Origin of the sequence: Niabella drilacis, from assembly GCF_900101395.1 — a bacterium.
GTDB classification, from domain to species: Bacteria; Bacteroidota; Bacteroidia; order Chitinophagales; family Chitinophagaceae; genus Niabella; species Niabella drilacis.
Genome location: NZ_FMZO01000007.1, coordinates 123,948 through 143,243, shown reverse-complemented (window position 1 = coordinate 143,243; position 19,296 = coordinate 123,948). Strand labels below are relative to the sequence as shown.

The following is a 19,296-nucleotide window of genomic DNA, read 5'->3' as shown; positions in this document are numbered from 1 at the left end:
CTTTGATTAACTGTTATTAAATGAGGCCACAACGGCTCACCCGTTATTGCTGTTGTAAGCTGCTTCCAGTGCTGCAATGTTCAGCTTCTTCATTTTCATCAGTGCCTGCATCATTCGCCCGGATGCTTCCCGGTTTCCGGCAGCCATCAGTCTGCCCAATTGAGCAGGAATGATCTGCCAGCTAAGGCCGAAGCGGTCCTTCAGCCAGCCACACTGGCTTTCCGCGCCGCCGGCTGCAATCAGCGCGTCCCAATAACGGTCGATCTCCTCCTGCGTATCACATTCCACCACCAGGGAAATGCCTTCATTGAAATGAAACGGATGCGCCAGCGAGCTGTCCATAGCCGCAAGCGTGTACCCGCTGATATGAAACTGCGCATGCTGCACATTGCCGGCGGTGTCCCCGCCCCCTTCCGGATACTCCATAATGCCCTCAGTCCCCGAACCCGGGAACAGCCCCGTGTAAAAGCCGATCGCTTCCTTTGCACGTCCGTTCTGTTTATTGACAAACATCAGCGTAGGAGTAAAGTATTGCTGGGTGTTTCCCCGTTCTCCGGTATAGAGCTGCCAGGACACGCCGTATTGATCCTGCACCCAGCCGTACTTTTTACTAAAAGGATACACTTCCAGGGGCATCAGGGCCATTCCTCCTTTTATCAACTCGTGGTATAACCGCTCGGTTTCCTTTTCATCTTCACTGGCAACCAGGAATGAAACGGAGGGATTGGGGGTAAATACAGGTCCGCCGTTCAGGAACATCAGTTTTTGACCACTGCATTCAATGGTCACCACCATACCGGAGTCTGCACTGATCTTTGTATCCGGAAAAATACCGGCATAAAATGCGGCTGCTTCTTTGCCGTTTGCATCGAACCAAACACAAGGGTAAATTGACTGAATCATGAGTTCTTCGTTTTAGTAAGGAGTTGTTTTTTTGTTACCGTTCTCTTTTTGCTGCCTGCTGTTTTTTTCTTTTGTGCTTTTTCAGCTTCCGCCCATACCCGGTATGCGATCATTTCCCCGATCAGCTTTTTGGGCAATGTTGCATCCAAAGGAAACTGTACCGCACCCTTTGAGGTTTTGTATTCCCTTAGCCGGTCGGCAAATACCATTACCGGTGAACCGGTTGGATAAAAACCGATATGCTTTTCGTAAGCGGCATAATACACCAGCACCGCTGTTGTTTTTACCGCCGGCATATTGTAACTGATGACCTCTACGGCTTCTTTAGGAGCGGCCTGCTTTACGATCTTCCGCATCTCTTCCAGCTTTTTTTTCTGAATACCGGAGAACGTGTCGATGTAGGCATCTACCGTTGTAAATTTTGCAGCATTCATTCCGGGAATTTTATACTTTCTGTGTATGCTTTAAACCTGTTTAAAACGGACCGGCAAAAATCATGCTGTAACGCTTCAGCCAGGTTTACCTCGGGTTCAAACTGTTCAACCACAGTAGTTGTAGCGCCATTTTCTAAAAACCGGACCACCGCCTTGCGGCCATCTGTTAAGGTGTAGGCAATCTTTTCACAGGGGATCACCTGGTCATATACTCCTTTGTGATCAAATCCCTCGCTGCCGTCCCGCGCTTCCATGCGATAGCAGAACGCACCGCCTTCCCGCAAATCCGTTTCTGCTTTTGGAACCCACCAATGGTCAAAAGGAATATTCCAGGCAGCAATCGCCGCCGGACTTGTCCAGGCATCCCAAACCATCGGCGCCGGTTTATGCACAGTAACCGCTACGCGGATCATTGTTGATGTAGTATCCATATTATTTTATTTGATCAATCTTTGAATGTTAACCCGGAAGCCTCCAGCGCCATTTTTAAAACCGGTAAAGATGCCGGCCCCATGCCATGCAGTTTCATGATTGCCGCTTCTGAATGTTGTGCCAGCGCCTCAACACTGCTGATACCCGCGCCTTCCAGCGCCCTTCGTGCCGGCGCACCCAGCAAAGAAAGGAAACCGGTTTGCGGCTTCCTTTCCTGCTCACATACGGGACAGGAGGGACAGTCGCTGCTTTTATAATATTTATGCCCCTTTGCACAAACCCGGAATGTTCCCTTGCTCATAGCTCCTGGTTATACTTTATTGAAGAACGGCTGCATCTGCTCCAGCTGGTGCGTATGACGCTGCAAATGATAGTCCCCGAATAATACCCATTCCATACCGGTCATATCTCCAATGGTCGGGAACGGCAATCCCACACAGCGCGCCAGGAGGTTGCCTTCACTTATCCTGATGCAGAGCGTCCCGGTTATCTGCGCCAATGCAGTAATAAGTTCCTCTTTTCCGATCCGGTCTTTCGAAGGTTCCACAATGGCTGGAGCCTTTGACTTCCGGTCAAAATTCAGGAATATCTCCCGTAGCAGGGGCTCATGGGCATCCGGTGCACGGTCCGGCTCCGCCCTCGGCATCCGGAGTGCCGCATCGATCCCTCCCAGGAATTTATGTACATGATCGCCCACCTGTGCCGGCGACCAGCTGCCATCAAAGGGTACCCGGTTAAAAGCGGTGCCGGGAACCGTTTTCAACCGTTCTATAAATGCATCCGCTGAAGCCGTAAACCCCGGAAGCAGCATCGCTTCCTGAACCACTACTGTTTGCATAAAACTGGTTTATTAATAAAAAATCTCTTTTCCTGATGACACTGACCCACCCTATCAATGCAAAACGTCTGCACGATAGCCCTCTGTTTTTAAAGAAAAAGTAACCTGCCGTACGTCGATGGGGGCAGGCGATTCTATGCGCAGGATCCTATCGCAATCATCAAGGTCAAAGCTGATCTTTGATCCCGGGAAAAGCCTTCTTAAACTTTTAGCCAGCTCCCTTGCGGCAGCTTTATCCAGCACATTTGTTTTAAAGACCTCGATCAGTTTCATCCTTTTTGTTTAGATCCTGCAATCAACTATTTTATCACCTTATAATTCAGGCATACCGTTCCCGATGGAAATACCCTTGCATCCAGCAGCTGGAGGGCCGTTCTGTTGATGTTCCTGAAAAACGGTTTTCCGGCCCCAAGCAACTGGGGGTCCAGGATCAGGGAATACTCATCGATCAGCCCCAGCCGGTGTAAGGCCATACTTACATCGCCGCTCCCCAGGATCACGATATCTCCTTTTGCCGTTTCCTTTATTGCCGTAACCGTTTCGCGGCTTATCTCTTTATGAAAATAACTGTTCTGCCAGGAGCTGCTGTTGACTGTAGTGGAGAAAGTGTGTTTTTCGGCTCCGTTCATATATGCCGCGATCTCCGGGAACCGGCTCCTGGCCTCCTGTGTTGGCCAGAATGCTTCCATCATCTTAAACGTAACCCGTCCAAATAAAATTGTGGAAGCTTTGGGAAGGTTCTGTAAATTTTCGCTGGCCAACTCCTCATCCGGGGTAAACCAGTCCGTTTCCCCATCCGGACCGGAAAAAATGCCGTCAACAGCTACCCAGTTCACAACAACGATCCTGTTCATAATTTTCTATTTTCAGATGATACCAACAATGCTGTTACAAACCTACAACGCAGAACACTTAATGTTAATACGCAAATACGACAATATCTGGGGTTGATTACGACAATCTTCTATTTTATATTTGCAGGACAAAACAGGAACATATGAAAAAGGTAGTCATCCTTTTGCTAAAAGGAGCCAATCTCTCCAGCATTGAAAATCCCCGGCAGGGCTTTGAGGAGGCCAACCGGTACCTGCAGGCAAGCGGCCGCTCCGCATTATTTGAGATACAGCTGGCTGCTGCGGAACCACGGGTTCAATTAAATAACGGGCTGTATGAAGTACAGGCACACCGGCTGGTGCACGAAACCGATCAGGCCGATCTGATCCTGGTACCCGCCCTGCAGGAGCCTATTGCCGCACATATCCTGGAAAACCAGGCCATTATTCCCTGGCTGCAGGAACAACACCGGTGTGGTGCGGAAATTGCCAGTCTTTGTATGGGCGCGTTTTTACTGGCCGGCACCGGCCTGCTTAATAACAGGAGCTGTGTAACCCACTGGAAGGCGAGCAATGAATTTTCAAAACTCTTTCCCGAGGTAAACCTGGTGGCGGATAAGATCCTAACGGATGAGGGCGGTGTATATACCAGCAGCGGCGGGTTCTCTGCCTCCAACCTGGTACTTTATCTTATCGAAAAATATGCCGGCCGTGAAGTGGCGGTCTATTGCTCCAAGTACTTCCAGATCGATATCCAGCGCAGCAGCCAGTCACCCTTTATCATTTTTTCCGGGATGAAGGACCATGGCGACGAAACCATCAAAGAGGCCCAGGATTACATTGAACAGAATTTTGACGAACGCCTGCCCGTAGATACGCTTTGTGAGCGGTTTTCCGTTGGCCGCCGTACTTTTGAACGCCGTTTTAAAAAAGCGACAACCAATACCGTGGTGGAATACATCCAGAAAGTAAAGATCGAAGCCGCTAAAAAACTACTCGAACAGGGGCGCAGAACCATCCAGGAAGCCATGTACCATGTCGGGTACAACGATGTAAAGGCATTCCGCGATGTTTTTAAAAAAATAACCGGGATGACGCCGGTTGATTATAAACTCAAATATGAAAAAATACTGGTGTAAAGGTCAGCGGTGCCTGTACCTGAACAACGGCCTGCGGAAAAACGCATCCACCTCCCTGTTAAACTGGCGGCTATGATCGATTAACGTGGCATGCCCGGAATTGGGGACGATCCACAACCGGCCCCTGGGAATATGCGCCGCTATCTGCCGGGTATGTTCCACCGGTATCAGGTCATTGTCGCCCCCGATGATCAGCGCCGGGCATTTTATCTTTTGCAAGGCCTCCAATGCAATATCGGGCTGCTCGTAGTCCAGCATAAATACCTTGTAATCGTTCTTTTCCTTTGCATCCGTGAGCGGCATCCGTTTTTGCCAGGCGTTATACTCTTTTACCCCATCCAGCCATACATCCGGACGCAATCCCAGGGAGTCTGCCCATAGGTTTGCCCCCGAGCTTGCCAGCCGGGTCACTTTTTCCGGGTACCGCATGGCCATTTCCAGGGCAATGATACCCCCATCGCTCCATCCCAAAACATCGGCTCTTGAGATATGCATAGCGGTAAGCAACGCGGCATAATCATCCGCCATCATTTCAAAACTGAGGGAGTCTGAAGCATCCGCCGAACGTCCGTGGGCCCGGCTATCGGCCAGGATCACTTTGTACTTTTTCGAAAAATAGGGAATATTATTGGCAAAGGCGCTCATATCCCCGCCGTTCCCATGGATCATCAGCAGGGGCCTGCCCTTACCATATGTTTCGGTATACATGCGGATTCCGCGGATATCATAATACTTTCCAACAGCATTATTGTAACCGGAGGTGAACACCCGCAACCGGCCACAACCCGATATTCCTGATACCATCAGCAGCAGCATAAGCCCAATCCCCGTCTTTTTCGATTTCATCTTCAGCAAATTTACGAACCCTATAAAAATAGGATACTTTACCACGAATTTGAAAAGAATAAAAGCAATGCATATCCGGGATTAAGGACATGAATTAAATTTTCCGCCAACCCGCCCGCCAGCCCGGTAAACAGATCGCAAGGCTGAATACAGGAAAAGACGGCACCAGCAGGAAGTCAGAGGAAAAATGCCTGTCCCGGGCCTGTCTGCTCAAAAACATTTGCCGGGCACGCTCCGCGCAGGCCAGTCTTCGTCGTTCTTTATAATGGGTTACCATTTTCTGTTTTCCGTATTAACTGCCATTATGCGTGTCCGGTAATTACATATCATCCTTTTACGCTGCTCCTGCCGGAGCAGTTTTCCTGTAGCACAATTTTTATCAAATCATTTTTTCAACGGTGCAAATAGATTGCACAGGAGCCGATCAATTTTGTTCTGCGCTTCGCCACCGGGGGCATTTCCCGGACGGGCCTGGCAGAGCATCCCTGTTCGTTTGCTTATCCTGTAGTTCTGAAAATTTCAGTTATATATTAACAACACAACCATGAACAAATTAAAAATAACCGGAAAAGAGTTAAGACAACTGGGTTATCCCGAGGGTCCGGTGATCAGCATTACTATGAACCTAATGCAAAAACACTACAAATACGAATCAAAGGAAAATGCGCTTGCCATTTTAAGGACGGTATTACAGGCCCCGTCGGATTTTGTATCGGATGCCGTGCTGGCGCCTGTTGCACAGCAGCTGTTACCTCCGCCACCCAAAGAGACAGCAGGCATGGCCGTATCCTTAAATCAAACGGGTATCGGCTTCAATGTATTTGGGAGCGCGTATATTGAAGAAGGCGCCATGGCACAGATGTACACTGCTGCCAAGCTGCCGGTATCGGTTGCCGGGGCCCTGATGCCGGATGCTCACCAGGGCTATGGCCTGCCGATCGGCGGTGTACTGGCTACAAAAAATGCGGTGATCCCCTATGGTGTGGGGGTAGATATCGGCTGCCGGATGTGCTTAAGCATCTTTGACATTGACCCCAAAGAGCTCACCAACCGCGAGCACTATTTTGTGCGCGAGATCAATGAAGCCACTTTATTTGGAAGCGGCGCCCAGTTTCAAAAGGCGGAAAACCATGCGGTGATGGATCATGAAGCTTTTCAGCATTTGCCTTTTTTAAAAGAACTGCATGGCCGTGCCTGGAAACAATTGGGAAGCAGCGGAAGCGGTAACCACTTTGTGGAGTTCGGCATCGTGGAGATCCCCGCGCATGATGAAGTGCTGCAGGTTCCGCCGGGGCTATACCTTGGCTTATTGTCCCACTCCGGCTCCCGTGCACTGGGTGCGGCTATTGCTACTCATTACACCAAGATCGCCATCAGTAAAAGACGGCTGCCGCAGGATGCCAAAAACCTGGCCTGGCTGAACCTGGATGAGGAAGAGGGACAGGAGTACTGGCTGGCTATGAACCTGGCGGGAGACTATGCATCCGCTTGCCATCACATCATCCATGCAAAAATAGCCAGGCAACTGGGCCGTAAGCCTGTTAAGATGGTAGAAAACCATCACAATTTTGCCTGGAAGGAATTGCTGGAGGGGCAAGAGCTGGTAGTACATCGCAAGGGAGCCACCCCCGCCGGCAGGGACGTGCTGGGCATTATACCCGGCAGCATGACGGCTGCAGGCTTTATCGTAAAAGGTAAGGGCTCCGCAGCAGCCGTCAACTCGGCTTCTCATGGAGCGGGCCGTAAAATGAGCCGCAGCAGGGCGCTGCAAAGCATTACAGATGCCGACCTGAAAAAAGAGCTTTCCAAACATGGTGTAAAACTGATCAGCGCCGGTCTGGATGAAGCGCCGTTTGCTTATAAAGACATTGAAGTGGTCATGAAAAGCCAGCAGACCCTGGTAGATGTGATTGGAAAGTTCACTCCTAAAATTGTAAAAATGGCGGGTGACAAAATAAAGAAATGGCAGGAGAAGGAATGAACGGATCGCAGCCAAAGAGGTCTTATGAACCGCAAAGGTCACGTGAGGAACCTGGGGTATTTGTATTGCATTAGCTCCGGTCGCTGCGGCAAATAAACCGCTATGCTGCCGGCAAGGCCTCTGTCGATTTTTTATGGAGATCTGGGAAAAGCCCGTTAATTTAGGCACAAATATTCAATTTATGTTTTTTCCCGCAAGAGCCACCGGTTACCTGCTCCTTATTGTTTTATTCATATGGGCACAAACAGCTATCGCACAGAAATTGCAATGGTCCGCCGACGGAAATCGTTTTTACAGTTTCTCCGACCAGGGCATTTCCAGCATTGATCCTGTACACCCGGAAAATAATAAAGTGTTCATGACCCAAAAGGAACTTACTCCTGCCGGAGCAACCGGGGCACTTAGCGTACAAAGTTTTACCATTTCTCCTGACGGGGGACGGATCCTGTTATTTGCCAATACCCAACGTGTATGGCGGGAAAACACCCGCGGGGACTACTGGATATTTGACCGGGGCGCTCAAAAGCTTACACAACTGGGCCGGGGCCTGCCTGCCGCATCATTGATGTTTGCCAAATTTTCTCCCGACGGTAAAAAGGTGGCATATGTTTCCAAACACAATATCTATATTGAAGACCTGCAGGATCAAAAACGCACGGCGGTTACCGGCGACGGAACCGACCGGATCATTAACGGCACTTTTGACTGGGCCTATGAAGAGGAATTCGGATGCCAGGATGGTTTTCGCTGGTCACCGGATGGCTCCCGTATTGCCTACTGGAAGCTGGATGCACGCAATATCCGGAATTTCCTGATGATCAACAACACGGATTCCCTGTACCCCTTTACCATACCCGTAGAGTATCCTAAGGTAGGACAAAATCCCAGCGCCTGCACGATCTGGCTGTTCGATATTGCCAACGGAAAAACCAGCCAGGCAGCTATTGAGGGAGACCCGGTGCAACACTATATTCCCCGCATGGAGTGGACCCCCAGGGGCGAGTCGGTTATTTTACAGCAGCTTAACCGGCAGCAGAACGACAGCCGGATCTTCCTGGTGGATGCGGCTTCTGCAAAGGCCAGACAGATCTATCATGAAACAGATGCAGCCTGGATCGATATTAAAAGCAGGTGGAATGATAACGACCCGAGCGGGTGGGACTGGGTAAATGCGAATGGTGAATTCCTGTGGCTTTCGGAAAAGAATGGATGGAGGCAGATCTATAAGCTGGACCTTACCGGTAAAGAAACGCTGATCACCAGGGAAGCCTACGACGTTATACAGTTCAACCTCTTTGATGCTCCAACGCAGACCATCTATTTTGCAGCTTCTCCTGAAAATGCCACTCAAAACTATTTATATAAGATCAGCCTGAAGGGTGGTAAAGCCGTAAGAGTAACACCGGCCAGCCTGAAGGGCACCAACAAGTACACCATTTCACCTAATGGAAAGATAGCCATCCTGAACCACAGCAGCGCCACAGAACTGGCCAACGGCGCCATTGTCAGCCTTCCGGATCACCGGGAACTGGCAAAGGCCCGGAGGGTCCTGGCAGCAAATGCCGGTGACCCCAAAACGGAATTCTTTAAGCTGAAAACGGCTGATGGCATTGAACTGGACGGATGGATGGTGAAACCGGTCCCTTTTGATCCTCAAAAAAAATACCCGGTCGTTTTTTATGTATATGGAGAGCCCGCATCACAAACCGTGCTGGACAAATACGGCACCGGTAAGAACTTCCTGTACAACGGCAGCATGGCCAATGATGGTTATGTATATATCTCCCTGGAGAACCGGGGCGCCCCGGCCCCCAAAGGCAGCCAGTGGCGCAAAGCGATCTACCGGAACATTGGCCGGATCAATATCCGCGATCAGGCCATGGGCGCTAAAGAAATTCTAAAATGGGATTTCATTGATTCCAGCCGGGTGGCTGTTTGGGGTTGGAGTGGTGGCGGCTCCTCTACACTCAACCTGCTTTTTCAGTATCCGGAGATTTATAAGACCGGCATTGCGATCGCCGCAGTTACCAACCAGCTGTTATATGACAATATTTACCAGGAACGTTATATGGGCGTGCCGGTAAGTTCAAATGAAGATTTCGTAAAAGGATCGCCGATCACTTATGCCAGGAACCTGCGGGGTAACCTGCTCTATATACATGGTACCGGCGATGACAATGTACATTATCAGAATGCTGAGATGCTGATCAACGAACTGATCCGCCAGGGAAAACAATTTCAGCTGATGAGCTACCCTAACCGCACCCACTCTATCTCCGAAGGTGAGGGTACGGGTGCACATCTTTCCGCCCTTTATACCCATTATTTAAAAGCACACTGCCCGCCGGGCGGCCAGTAGCAGAAAAAATACAAAATTTGAACTTCAGCAGATCCACACCGTTTTGCCCCGGCGCAGCATCTCACGGCTCCTTACAAAACCGTTGACATTCGTCAATAGTTACCAAAATAACGTTGAATATTTTTGCCTTCTAAATAAAAATACAATGAAAAAAATATTCAGTTATGCAGGTTATGGATTTGTTTGTATTTCAGCCCTGAGTCTTGCATGGGTTTCAGCAATGGCCTGGTACAGCCCGCAAGCCGTAATGGACCTGGTGCAGGTAACGCTGAAGAATACGGACGCTTTAAGTTCCATAAGAGGTGTGTATGGCGGTGTTGGTTTTTCGGTTATTGCCATATTGCTTTATATGACCCGTCAACAACTTTCCCATGCATTGCTTTTCCTGAGCCTGTTCTGGCTGTTGTATGCACTGTCCAGACTGGTCACTATCTGGGCGGATGGGGCCTTGGGTGCTTTTGGCTCCAACTGGCTAATTATTGAAACAACGTTTGGTATTTTTGCACTGGTACTTTACCTGGGGAACAGGAAGCGGTCTTATACTCCGGTTTCATAATGCTGGAAAGCAGCACAGATCCTGGTGAGGGGCGCCCAAAGCGTCCCCTTCGTTTTTACAGTACTTTGTTAAAATGCCTGTAAAATGACCGGAGAACAACACAACCTTTGCCGCTTCCGCAACACCTTTGCTAACTTGATGCTTTCCGCATCATTTCAAAACACTAAAATATCCGCTATATGAAATATCCCTTTCTGCTTGGCATGGCGTTATTGATAACAGGCTGCAACATGCCGGATCCCGTCTCTGCAGATCTGAAAAAGCCCGCTTCTGCTAAAGATACCCTGCATGTCTTTTCAAAAAATGTGAAAGACTCCTTTATCGTCCAAATAAACCTTCCCGCTGATTATACGTTGGACAGCAATAAACGTTTTCCGGTTGTGTATCTTCTTGATGGCAATCTCTATTTCGATATTATGGCTACTGTACTAAACAGCTACGCTGAGGTAGGGCTTGCACCCCGGGTAATACTGGCAGGTATCGGTTACAGGGATTTTCCAACAATGGATTCGCTGCGAAACAGGGATTATACTTACCCGGTAGCCATCCCGGATTACGAAATGCCGGTCAGCGGAGGAGCCGACCGGTTTTTATCTTTTATTAACGAAGAGCTTGCGCCAATGATGGACCGCAGGTTCAGGACAGATACGCTACAGCAAACATTGATGGGACATTCGCTGGGCGGCTATTTTACCTGCTATGCTTTAGAACAAAGGCTATCCGGAAAAATACATCGGTTCAAAAACTTTATTGCCGCAAGTCCCTCTCTCCATTATAACCGTTATTTTTTATTGGAAGCTCTTAAAAAAAGCAGCCTGCCAAATGCTGACAGCCTTAACCTTTATATTGCCTATGGCGGGCTGGAGCAACAGGACAGCCTTTTCCGGCAGCTTTCATCCCTGTTCACATCCGGCAACATTACAAAAAAGATGGATACTTACACGGCGTTAGATCATATGGATACGCAATTACCCTGTTTCATAAAAGGGCTTCAATGGCAGATACCACCAGTGCCATAACAAAAAAAATGCCCGCGTTTAAAGGCGGACATTTTTGTATGGAACAGTTTACGTATTAATAATCGTCGTTCAGCGCAAATACCGGTTTCCGGTACATCCAGTCGCCGCCGGTAAAGTCGGGGAACTCCACGGTCTGGTGTCCCAACGCAATCGACTGCTCGCTCAATGGTGTAATCGCGCTCCAGGTAGCGGCATCGTACACATCCATCTGGGTGGGCTCTTTTCTTTTTGCAGATTCAATAAATGAATGGATCACAAAAAAGTCCATCCCGCCATGGCCGGCACCTTCTGCATCCTTCCCGTATTTCTTCCACAGCGGGTGGTCGTATTTATCCAGCCATTCCTGTGCCTTGTCCCATGTATGAGGTTTGGAAACGCCTTCCACATAGATACCGCTATTCACATCCATCCACAATCCTTTTGTTCCCTGTACCCGGAACCCTAATGAATAAGGGCGTGGCAAATTAGTGTCATGCTGCAGGATCACTGTTTCTCCGTTCACGCAGCTGATCTGGGTGGTTACAATATCGCCCAGTTTAAAATTCACCTTGGCATTCTTATGTGTGGCCCCGCCTGTTTCAACAATATATTCATGCAGCCCGCGGGATTTTGTAGAGAACGCATTCAGCGACACGAAACGGTTGCCCCTGTTGATGTTGATATACTGTGCCACCGGCCCGATACCATGAGTTGGATAGAGGTCCCCGTTGCGCCAAACGGAATGATCCGTGCGCCACCTGGATTCGGAATACCCGTCGGTATGACCAAATTCTGCACCCTTTCCATAAGGAGATTTACCATCGTTGAATTTCACCCCGCGCAGGTCGTGCTGATAGCCCCCCTGCAGGTGGATCAGTTCGCCAAACACATTCTGGCGTACCATATTCAATACCGCCAGCACATCGCGCCGGTAACATACATTCTCCAGCATCATCACATGCCCGTTGTAGCGCTCGGCCGCACGTACCACATCCCAGTGATCCTGCAGCGAGATACCCAGGATCACTTCGGTACCTACGTATTTGATGCCGGCTTCCAGCGCGCCGATAACCATCGGTTTATGCAGTTCCCAGGGGGTAGCGATCACCACCGCTTCGATCCCCTTCTTTGCATACATATTCTTCCAGTCATCTACCCCGTTGGAGTAATATACCGGCTGTTTTTTACCCGCCTTGGATACTTTCTCTTTTGCGGCTTCAATACACCGGGGATCAATATCACAAACGCCCACAACCTCCACATCATCCCGCTTTAATAAAAGGTCCAGGTGCCAGATACCACGGGCGCCCACGCCTACAATTGCTACCTTTAATTTGGTAGCGGCGGTAGGTTTAAATACAATTTCTGATGGCAGCACTGCAACCGAAGCCATTGCCAGGCCGGTGCTTTTTACAAAATCTTTACGTTTCATCCGTATTTTATATTTGTGTCCGCCCTGCGATGATGGGGTCGAACGGGTTTGCATGATCATTCCTCGTTGTTGCGGAAATGCGGTTTATCTTTGAATCCGGCCTGTATTCTCCGGCCATTTGCGGCCGGCTGCAATCGCCGGGATCATACGATCCGGCAGTCTAAGGTAGCCTGAATCGGACATACCAGAAAGAATCCATCCTTTTTTTTAAAGAGCAACCGTTTGCGCATCGCCTTTAGCGCAACGGGCGTATCCAGTAGCTATAAGCATAGGTACCCGCAGGAATCCAGTACTGTTTCAGGGGCATGGCACCCCAGCTGTCAATACCCTGCAGGCCTAACTGCTTCAGATCAACGTGCATAAAGATCCGGTCTGCTTTTTCCAGCTCGCCGGAATGGAATTGTTTTTTTTCAGGGGCCGGATCCAGCTGCTCCAGGCTGTAGGGCAGTGCTGAGGCCGAAAGCACACTGTCTGCCAGCTCGAACCGGATACCCAGCCCCCTGTTGTTTTGCATGCTGATCCAGCGGACATCGGTTTTGTTACCGCTTTCCTGCGGACGGGCGTAAGGGAAATACTGCTGATCGATGGTTTGGCTGTACCTGCCGATATTGCTGGCGGTACGACGATCCCAGTAGTTCTCCCATGGGCCGCGGCCATACCACTGGATCTTTGAAAATTCCTTTCCAAGCTCTATATCATTCCCGATGCGCATTACGGTTTTATAATCGCCCTCCTTAATGGTATAGTTATTCTTTACCAGGATGGTTCCATCGCCATATACTGTAAATACCTGTTCCGTATTAGCCTTCCCGTTCAAAAGATCAGCAGTAAAGGAAACCCGGTATTCACTCTTGCTTACCTGCTCCGTTTTTGCCCGGATGCCGGTGGCAGCTTCATATGCATTGCGCCAGTTGCGAAGCGAGCGGTTCAGGCCCGCGCCAATATCGTTATCTGTTGGCGCACGGTAAAAAGCAGGCTGAGGTCCTCTTGTAAGAACGGGAGTATTCTTTAAAGAATATCCCGAGAGGATCCCTTTATCCAGATCAAATGTGGCAGCAAAACCGTTGCCTTTCAGTACCAGGTTGCTCCCGTTTTGCGTTGCTGTAATTGCGGCACCTGTGCCCTGGTAATTATAGGCTACGGGAGCACCATTGTATCCGAATTGCGCTGCTGCTACCTCATAATCCTTATCCAGGAACGGCTCTTCCTTCTTCAGCCGGTAAGAAACGTTCAGCAAATATTCTTTACCCTCTTTGAGTTTCAGCTTCACGGGCAGCACCATTTGCGCCTTTGTCTGTGGCTCAATGGTCAGGCTGGCAAGCGTTCCCTTTGCCACAACAGTTCCGTCTTCTGTAATTTCCCAGTCAAGCTTTATATTAGACAGGTCTTTAAAAAAGAAGCCATTGATCACTTCTATTTCATTATTGCCTTTGTAGACGGTTTTTATATTCTGATGTACCTTTTTTATTTCGATAGCCATCGGCGTCAGGTGCCGGTACGCAGTAACCACTCCTTTCACACAGAAATCATTGTCGCTGAAATTTTCATCTACCGGCCCGCTCAGCGGGAAATCGCCCCCATAGGCCAGGATGCGTTTCCCGTTCTTCACGGTATCAATGCCCTGATCGATCCACTCCCAGATATACCCGCCCTGTGTACCGGAAGTAGATTCGATGGCATCCCAGTACTCTTTGAAGTTCCCCAGGCTATTGCCCATGATATGTGCATACTCGCTCATGATGTAGGGCCGGCCGTCTTTTGAATTCTTTTGCCAGGCCACATAGGAAGGCGAAGGATATTGCGGGCAGATCACATCCGTATTATAGTCATACTCAGCACGCTCGTATTGCACGGGGCGGTTATCTTTTTTCTTCAGCCAGTCGTAGCCTTCATACATATTGATACCGTTACCGGCCTCATTGCCCAGCGACCAGGTAATGATGGAGGGATGGTTCTTATCCCGCTCATACATCCGCTGGATCCGCGCCAGGTGCGGCATGCGCCACTGTTTATCATTGGCAAATGTATACTCCAGGTCGTAATACCGCCCATGCGACTCAATATTTGCCTCATCGATCACGTACAACCCGTACTCATCACAAAGCTCCAGCCAGTAAGGGTCGGGAGGATAATGCGAATGCCGCACTGCGTTCACATTCAGCTTTTTCATCATCTCCATATCCTTCAACATGTCTGTTCTTGTAAGCGTATGGCCTGTGCGGGCATTATGCTCATGCCGGTTTACGCCTTTAAAGAATACGCGTTTACCGTTTACCAGAAAATCGCGGCCTTTTATTTCTATGCTCCGGAAACCTACACGTACCGGAACCACCTCCAGTATTTCACCGCCCTTATTTTTCAGGGTAATGAACAGCGTATACAAATTGGGGGTTTCTGCAGTCCATGCTTTTACGGCCGGGATCGTTTTTGTAAACGATAGTTCCGTTTTATAGCGTCCCAGTACCGAAAACGCCGGCAGGGCCTCCTTAAAAACAGCCGTACCATTGTTATCTACCAGCTCCAGCTCTACAGTGGCCGTGTCCCTTTTTGAGTGCAGTGTCTTTATATCTGTTTTGTAACTGTTGATCTCTCCCCAAAAAGTAAAGGCCCCATCCTTATAGTTGTTTTCCAGTGCAGAGCCGATCTTAAAATCTCTTATATCCAGCAGTGGTGTGGCGTACAGATACACTTCCCGTTCAATACCGGAGATCCGCCACATATCCTGACATTCCAGGTAGCTGCCGTCGCTCCAGCGGTATACCTGCAGCGCTACCAGGTTCTCGCCCGGTTTTACATATTTTGTAATGTCAAACTCTGCAGACAGTTTGCTGTCTTCGCTGTACCCTACTTTCTGCCCGTTCACCCAGATGAAAAAAGCCGACTTTACTGCCCCCAGGTGAATGAATACCTGGCGGCCATCCCAATCCTGTGGAATGATCACTTTTTTCCGGTAAGACCCAACCGGGTTGTTATCTTCCGGTATGTCAAAAGGCGGGGTCAGCCGGCTCCCCGTTTTTGTTCTTCCGGTGAACTCATAGGGATGATTTACGTAGATCGGCAATCCATACCCGTTCACTTCCCAGTTGGCCGGCACCGGAAAGTTGGTCCATTTGCTGTCATCAAAACCGGGTTTGTAAAAATCCACAGGACGTTTGTTAGGGTCCTGTACCCAGTTAAAACGCCAGTTACCGTTTAAGGAAATAAAATATTTCGACGCTTCCTTTGCTCTTTTTTCTGCCAGTGCTTTTGTTTCAAACGCAAAAGCATTGGCCCGCATGGGCATCCGGTTTACGGAAACTACTTCCGGCGTCTGCAGCTCAGAAGGAATGGATTGTCCGCACACAGTCCCTGCTAACAGCAAGCCAACCGTCAATAGTCGTATCTGATTCTTCATAATAATAACAAGTAATGGTATCTCCAAAGGCGCTAATTTAGAAAAAGCGGGGAACATCCGCATGTATTTACTTCATTTTATACATAAGCGGCAGGGCTGCTGCAAGGCGTATCACTGCCGGCCCAAACGGGTTAAACCCTTTAGCAACAGGCATTACGGGCGCCCATGCCCCTGATTGGGCAGCTGGTGCAATCGATTGTACAACCAGCTGCCCAATCAGCTATAAAAGGTCCTGATCAGCCCTAAAGGGTACGGGATACGCAGGGAGCGTACAATGGCGGACGAAGCCCCTCATCTTTTATGATGCGTTAACGGATCCCTGCCGTCTATTTCTTTTCGGGCTGTAACACGGCCGTAACAACATTGCCGCTGGAAAAGATCTTCCCCGCCGCCGCTTTCACACTTTCCGGTGTTAACGCATTAATGTACTTTACTGAATTTAAGAAGCGATCCGGGTCCTTTTTCTCCAGCCGTGCAGAAAGGATATACTCCAGCCAGGTGCCGTTCTGCTCCATAGCAACCTTGTTCTGTTCTATCCATTGCTGTTTTACTTTATCCAGGTTTTCTTTCGATGGACCTGTTGTTTCAATGTTTTTGATCTCTGCTTTCATGGCCATTAACAGGGTATCTACCTTTGCCGGGCCGGTTGGCAGCTGTGTAAAGAAGCTGTAATGTGCATAGGGAAGGCGCTCGACGCTCACCGAAGTGCCCCCGCCATATATCCCCTGGATCTTTTCCCTCAGTTCTTCGATTACGCGGATGTTCAGCACTTCACTTACTGCACGCATATTCAGTGCCAGGTCAGGGCTGTACACCAGGTCTCCGGTTGTCAGGGAAAGGATCAGGCTCTTCTCCGCCTCGCCTTTGTAAACCGTAAGGTCCAATTTCCCTTTTACGGGGCGTACGCCATTGTCCTTAAAGACAAATTTCTTCCTGGTTGCCGGTAAACCACCAATGTATGTTTCCACCAGCGGCTTCAGGATCTTTTCATCGATACTGCCTACAAAAACAAACTGCATTCCGCTGGCATCCCCAAAATGCTCCCTGTAGATCTGGACTGCCCGGTTCATATCGATCTGGTCAAAATACTCGGGACGCGGAACTGCCACCGGCGCCAGGGGATTGTTCCTGTAAAGCGTCTTGAACAAGGTATCTATAAACACAGTTTCGGGATTGGAAAGAATATAGGCCACACTTGCTTTATTTTTTTGTATAAAAGAACGGAACAAGGCGGTATCCAGTCGCGGATCAGTTGCTTTAAGATACAATAGCTGCAACATGGTCTCCAGGTCTTTTATACTGGAGCTGCCGGAAAACCCATCTGTAATACCACCCAGCGAAGCACCTGCCGATGCTGTTTTGCCCGCCAGTGCTTTTTGCAGGTCGGTAGGCGTAAAGCTTCCATATCCCATTGCCCCTACTACACTCAGTGCATATTGTGCATTATACTTATCTGCAACACCATAGGCATTGGTACCCCCATACCGGCGCGCGCCCATCCGGATCTCATCATCCTTAAAATCCGTTTTTTTAAACGTTACGGATGTGCCGTTGCTCAATTCCCAGGTGCGGGTGCCCAGTTTGCTATCAGCAGTCTCTTTCAGGATCTTCCCCGGTTCGGGCCGGGTAGCAAGCAGCTCCGTGGCAATTGCCTTATCTTCATTGGCTTTGATATCCGTTCTGGCAACCACTTTGCCTGCAGCAGCTACCAGGTCCCGGGCCGCCGGCAATTCTGCAGCGGCAGGACCGGTAAGCGTTATAAAATAATTGGATTGTTGTTGCAGGGACTGAGCAAAAGCGTTGATCTCTTTAAGGGTGATCAGGGGCAATAGCTCTTTTACATATTCCCGCTCCTTTGCAATACCGGGAATGGGTTCGTTGGTCAAAAAGTTGCGTACATACTCGTCTACATAATTAGAGGATTCTGTTTTTTCCCGTTCATTATAGGCCTTGTCCATTCCCGCTTCCATGGTCTTCTTAACGCGGTCCAGCTCTGCCTGGGTAAAACCAAAACGCTTTGCCTTTTCAATTTCCTCCACTATGGTTTCCAGGCCTTTCCCGGCGTCTGCAGCTGTGGCCACCCCGGCCCCGGCATTGAACTGGTCGTAGTTACGGGCATAGCTTCCAAAGTAAGTATAGCCATACAGGAAGGGCGGGTTGGGCTGCTGTGTCAGATCGCGCAGGCGCTGATTTAAGATACTGGAAAAAATATTCTTTATGAGATCTTCTTCATACTCCCCTACGGTCTGTGCTTCCTTTGACGGAAATGCACTGTAGGCAATTCCTACGGAATAATTGGTTGCCTCTTTATCAGTCACCACCATTCCATCATTCCGGTTATACGGCTTTACATCGGAATAAGTCCGCACCGGGGGGTTGACAGGGTTTACCAGGCCACTGAAATGTTTTTTTACCAGGGCTTCGGCCGTTGCAGGATCCACATCTCCAACCACAACGGCAGCCATCAGGTTGGGCCGGTACCAGTCCTTATAAAATTTGCGGATCAGCTCAGGATTGTAGGTCCGGATGATCGAATCCACGCCGATCGGCAAACGGTTTGCATAACGGCTCCCGGCAAAAAGCCTGGGATAGATCTGGCGAAACATGCGGTCATCAGCACCTTTTCCCAGGCGGCTTTCCTCGAGGATCACATTCCGCTCCTCGTTGATATCATTGGTCTGGTACGTCACATTGTGTGCCCAGTCTTCCAGTATCTGGAACCCTTTTTCAAGGTTACCCGGTTTATCCGTAGGAATGGGCAGCATATATACGGTTTCATCAAAAGAGGTATACGCATTCAGGTCATTACCAAATCCCACACCGATACTTTGCAGAAAACTTACTATATCATTTTTTTTAAAATTCCTGGTCCCGTTAAAAGCCATATGTTCCGCCATATGGGCCAGCCCCTGCTGATCATCGTCCTCCAGGATAGAGCCTGCATTCAACACCAGGCGCAATTCCACCTTATGCTCAGGCTTTTTATTCTGACGGATATAGTAGGTGAAGCCGTTGGGAAGCCTGCCGATCTTTACCCTGGAGTCCACTGGAATCGAATCGGTTAGTTTTACCTGTGCAGTTGCAATAAGATTGGTCCATACAAGCAGCAGGAACACCATGGCCATTGCGGGGATCTGTTTTTTCGTCATAT

Annotated in this window: 16 protein-coding genes; 5 read left to right on the top strand and 11 right to left on the bottom strand. The window is 49.3% G+C overall.

The genetic code is table 11. The annotated features are described in order from the left end of the window. Positions 1–36 precede the first annotated feature (36 nt). The 7 genes from BLS44_RS14060 to BLS44_RS14030 are packed head-to-tail and all read right to left on the bottom strand — an operon-like array spanning position 37 to position 3,461. Complete coding sequence (locus BLS44_RS14060) at positions 37–903, bottom strand: VOC family protein (RefSeq protein ID WP_090390728.1); 867 nt, start codon at positions 901–903, stop codon at positions 37–39. Beyond that, the gene (locus tag BLS44_RS14055; protein WP_090390727.1) at positions 900–1,337 is read right to left on the bottom strand and encodes an iron chaperone; all 438 of its coding nucleotides are present in this window, start codon (positions 1,335–1,337) and stop codon (positions 900–902) included. Before BLS44_RS14055 ends, BLS44_RS14060 begins: the two co-directional genes overlap by 4 nt. Further along, positions 1,334–1,768: an SRPBCC domain-containing protein gene (locus BLS44_RS14050; protein WP_245729218.1), complete on the bottom strand. Its 435-nt coding sequence runs from the start codon at positions 1,766–1,768 to the stop codon at positions 1,334–1,336. The genes BLS44_RS14055 and BLS44_RS14050 overlap by 4 nt, the downstream gene beginning before the upstream one ends. 14 nt (positions 1,769–1,782) lie before the next feature. Continuing rightward, positions 1,783–2,070, bottom strand: coding sequence for an RNA polymerase alpha subunit C-terminal domain-containing protein (locus BLS44_RS14045; RefSeq protein ID WP_090390725.1), 288 nt, complete (start codon positions 2,068–2,070; stop codon positions 1,783–1,785). Between the two features lie 9 nt (positions 2,071–2,079). Next, the gene (locus BLS44_RS14040) at positions 2,080–2,607 is read right to left on the bottom strand and encodes a DinB family protein (protein ID WP_090390724.1); all 528 of its coding nucleotides are present in this window, start codon (positions 2,605–2,607) and stop codon (positions 2,080–2,082) included. Between the two features lie 54 nt (positions 2,608–2,661). Next, positions 2,662–2,880, bottom strand: coding sequence for a hypothetical protein (locus tag BLS44_RS14035; RefSeq protein ID WP_090390723.1), 219 nt, complete (start codon positions 2,878–2,880; stop codon positions 2,662–2,664). 26 nt (positions 2,881–2,906) lie between these two features. Next, complete coding sequence (locus tag BLS44_RS14030; protein WP_090390722.1) at positions 2,907–3,461, bottom strand: dihydrofolate reductase family protein; 555 nt, start codon at positions 3,459–3,461, stop codon at positions 2,907–2,909. Between the two features lie 143 nt (positions 3,462–3,604). On the opposite strand from BLS44_RS14030, the gene BLS44_RS14025 reads away from it, so the two are divergent. Then, positions 3,605–4,579: a GlxA family transcriptional regulator gene (locus BLS44_RS14025; RefSeq protein WP_090390721.1), complete on the top strand. Its 975-nt coding sequence runs from the start codon at positions 3,605–3,607 to the stop codon at positions 4,577–4,579. Between the two features lie 3 nt (positions 4,580–4,582). Here BLS44_RS14025 and BLS44_RS14020 read toward each other — a convergent pair whose 3' ends face one another. Beyond that, complete coding sequence (locus BLS44_RS14020; RefSeq protein WP_176954418.1) at positions 4,583–5,425, bottom strand: alpha/beta fold hydrolase; 843 nt, start codon at positions 5,423–5,425, stop codon at positions 4,583–4,585. Positions 5,426–5,969: 544 nt separating this feature from the next. On the opposite strand from BLS44_RS14020, the gene BLS44_RS14015 reads away from it, so the two are divergent. The 4 genes from BLS44_RS14015 (at position 5,970) to BLS44_RS14000 (ending at position 11,340) form a co-directional block, all read left to right on the top strand. Continuing rightward, positions 5,970–7,406 carry an RtcB family protein gene (locus BLS44_RS14015; RefSeq protein WP_090390720.1) on the top strand — a complete coding sequence of 479 codons (1,437 nt, stop codon included), beginning with the start codon at positions 5,970–5,972 and terminating at the stop codon, positions 7,404–7,406. A gap of 181 nt (positions 7,407–7,587) precedes the next feature. Continuing rightward, positions 7,588–9,765 (top strand): S9 family peptidase, encoded by a 2,178-nt coding sequence (locus BLS44_RS14010; protein WP_090390842.1) that lies wholly within the window; start codon positions 7,588–7,590, stop codon positions 9,763–9,765. Between the two features lie 145 nt (positions 9,766–9,910). Next, entirely contained in the window at positions 9,911–10,321 is a 411-nt protein-coding gene (locus BLS44_RS14005; RefSeq protein WP_090390719.1) for a DUF4345 domain-containing protein, read from the top strand. 179 nt (positions 10,322–10,500) lie between these two features. Beyond that, positions 10,501–11,340 carry an alpha/beta hydrolase gene (locus BLS44_RS14000; protein ID WP_090390718.1) on the top strand — a complete coding sequence of 280 codons (840 nt, stop codon included), beginning with the start codon at positions 10,501–10,503 and terminating at the stop codon, positions 11,338–11,340. Positions 11,341–11,395: 55 nt separating this feature from the next. Here the strand turns inward: BLS44_RS14000 and BLS44_RS13995 are convergent, their stop codons facing one another. The 3 genes from BLS44_RS13995 to BLS44_RS13985 form a co-directional block, all read right to left on the bottom strand. Further along, entirely contained in the window at positions 11,396–12,751 is a 1,356-nt protein-coding gene (locus BLS44_RS13995; RefSeq protein ID WP_090390841.1) for a Gfo/Idh/MocA family protein, read from the bottom strand. Positions 12,752–12,986: 235 nt separating this feature from the next. Continuing rightward, the gene (locus BLS44_RS13990; protein ID WP_176954417.1) at positions 12,987–16,145 is read right to left on the bottom strand and encodes a glycoside hydrolase family 2 TIM barrel-domain containing protein; all 3,159 of its coding nucleotides are present in this window, start codon (positions 16,143–16,145) and stop codon (positions 12,987–12,989) included. 326 nt (positions 16,146–16,471) lie between these two features. Then, on the bottom strand, positions 16,472–19,294 hold the full coding sequence (locus BLS44_RS13985; RefSeq protein ID WP_090390717.1) for a M16 family metallopeptidase: 2,823 nt from the start codon (positions 19,292–19,294) through the stop codon (positions 16,472–16,474). Positions 19,295–19,296: the final 2 nt, after the last annotated feature.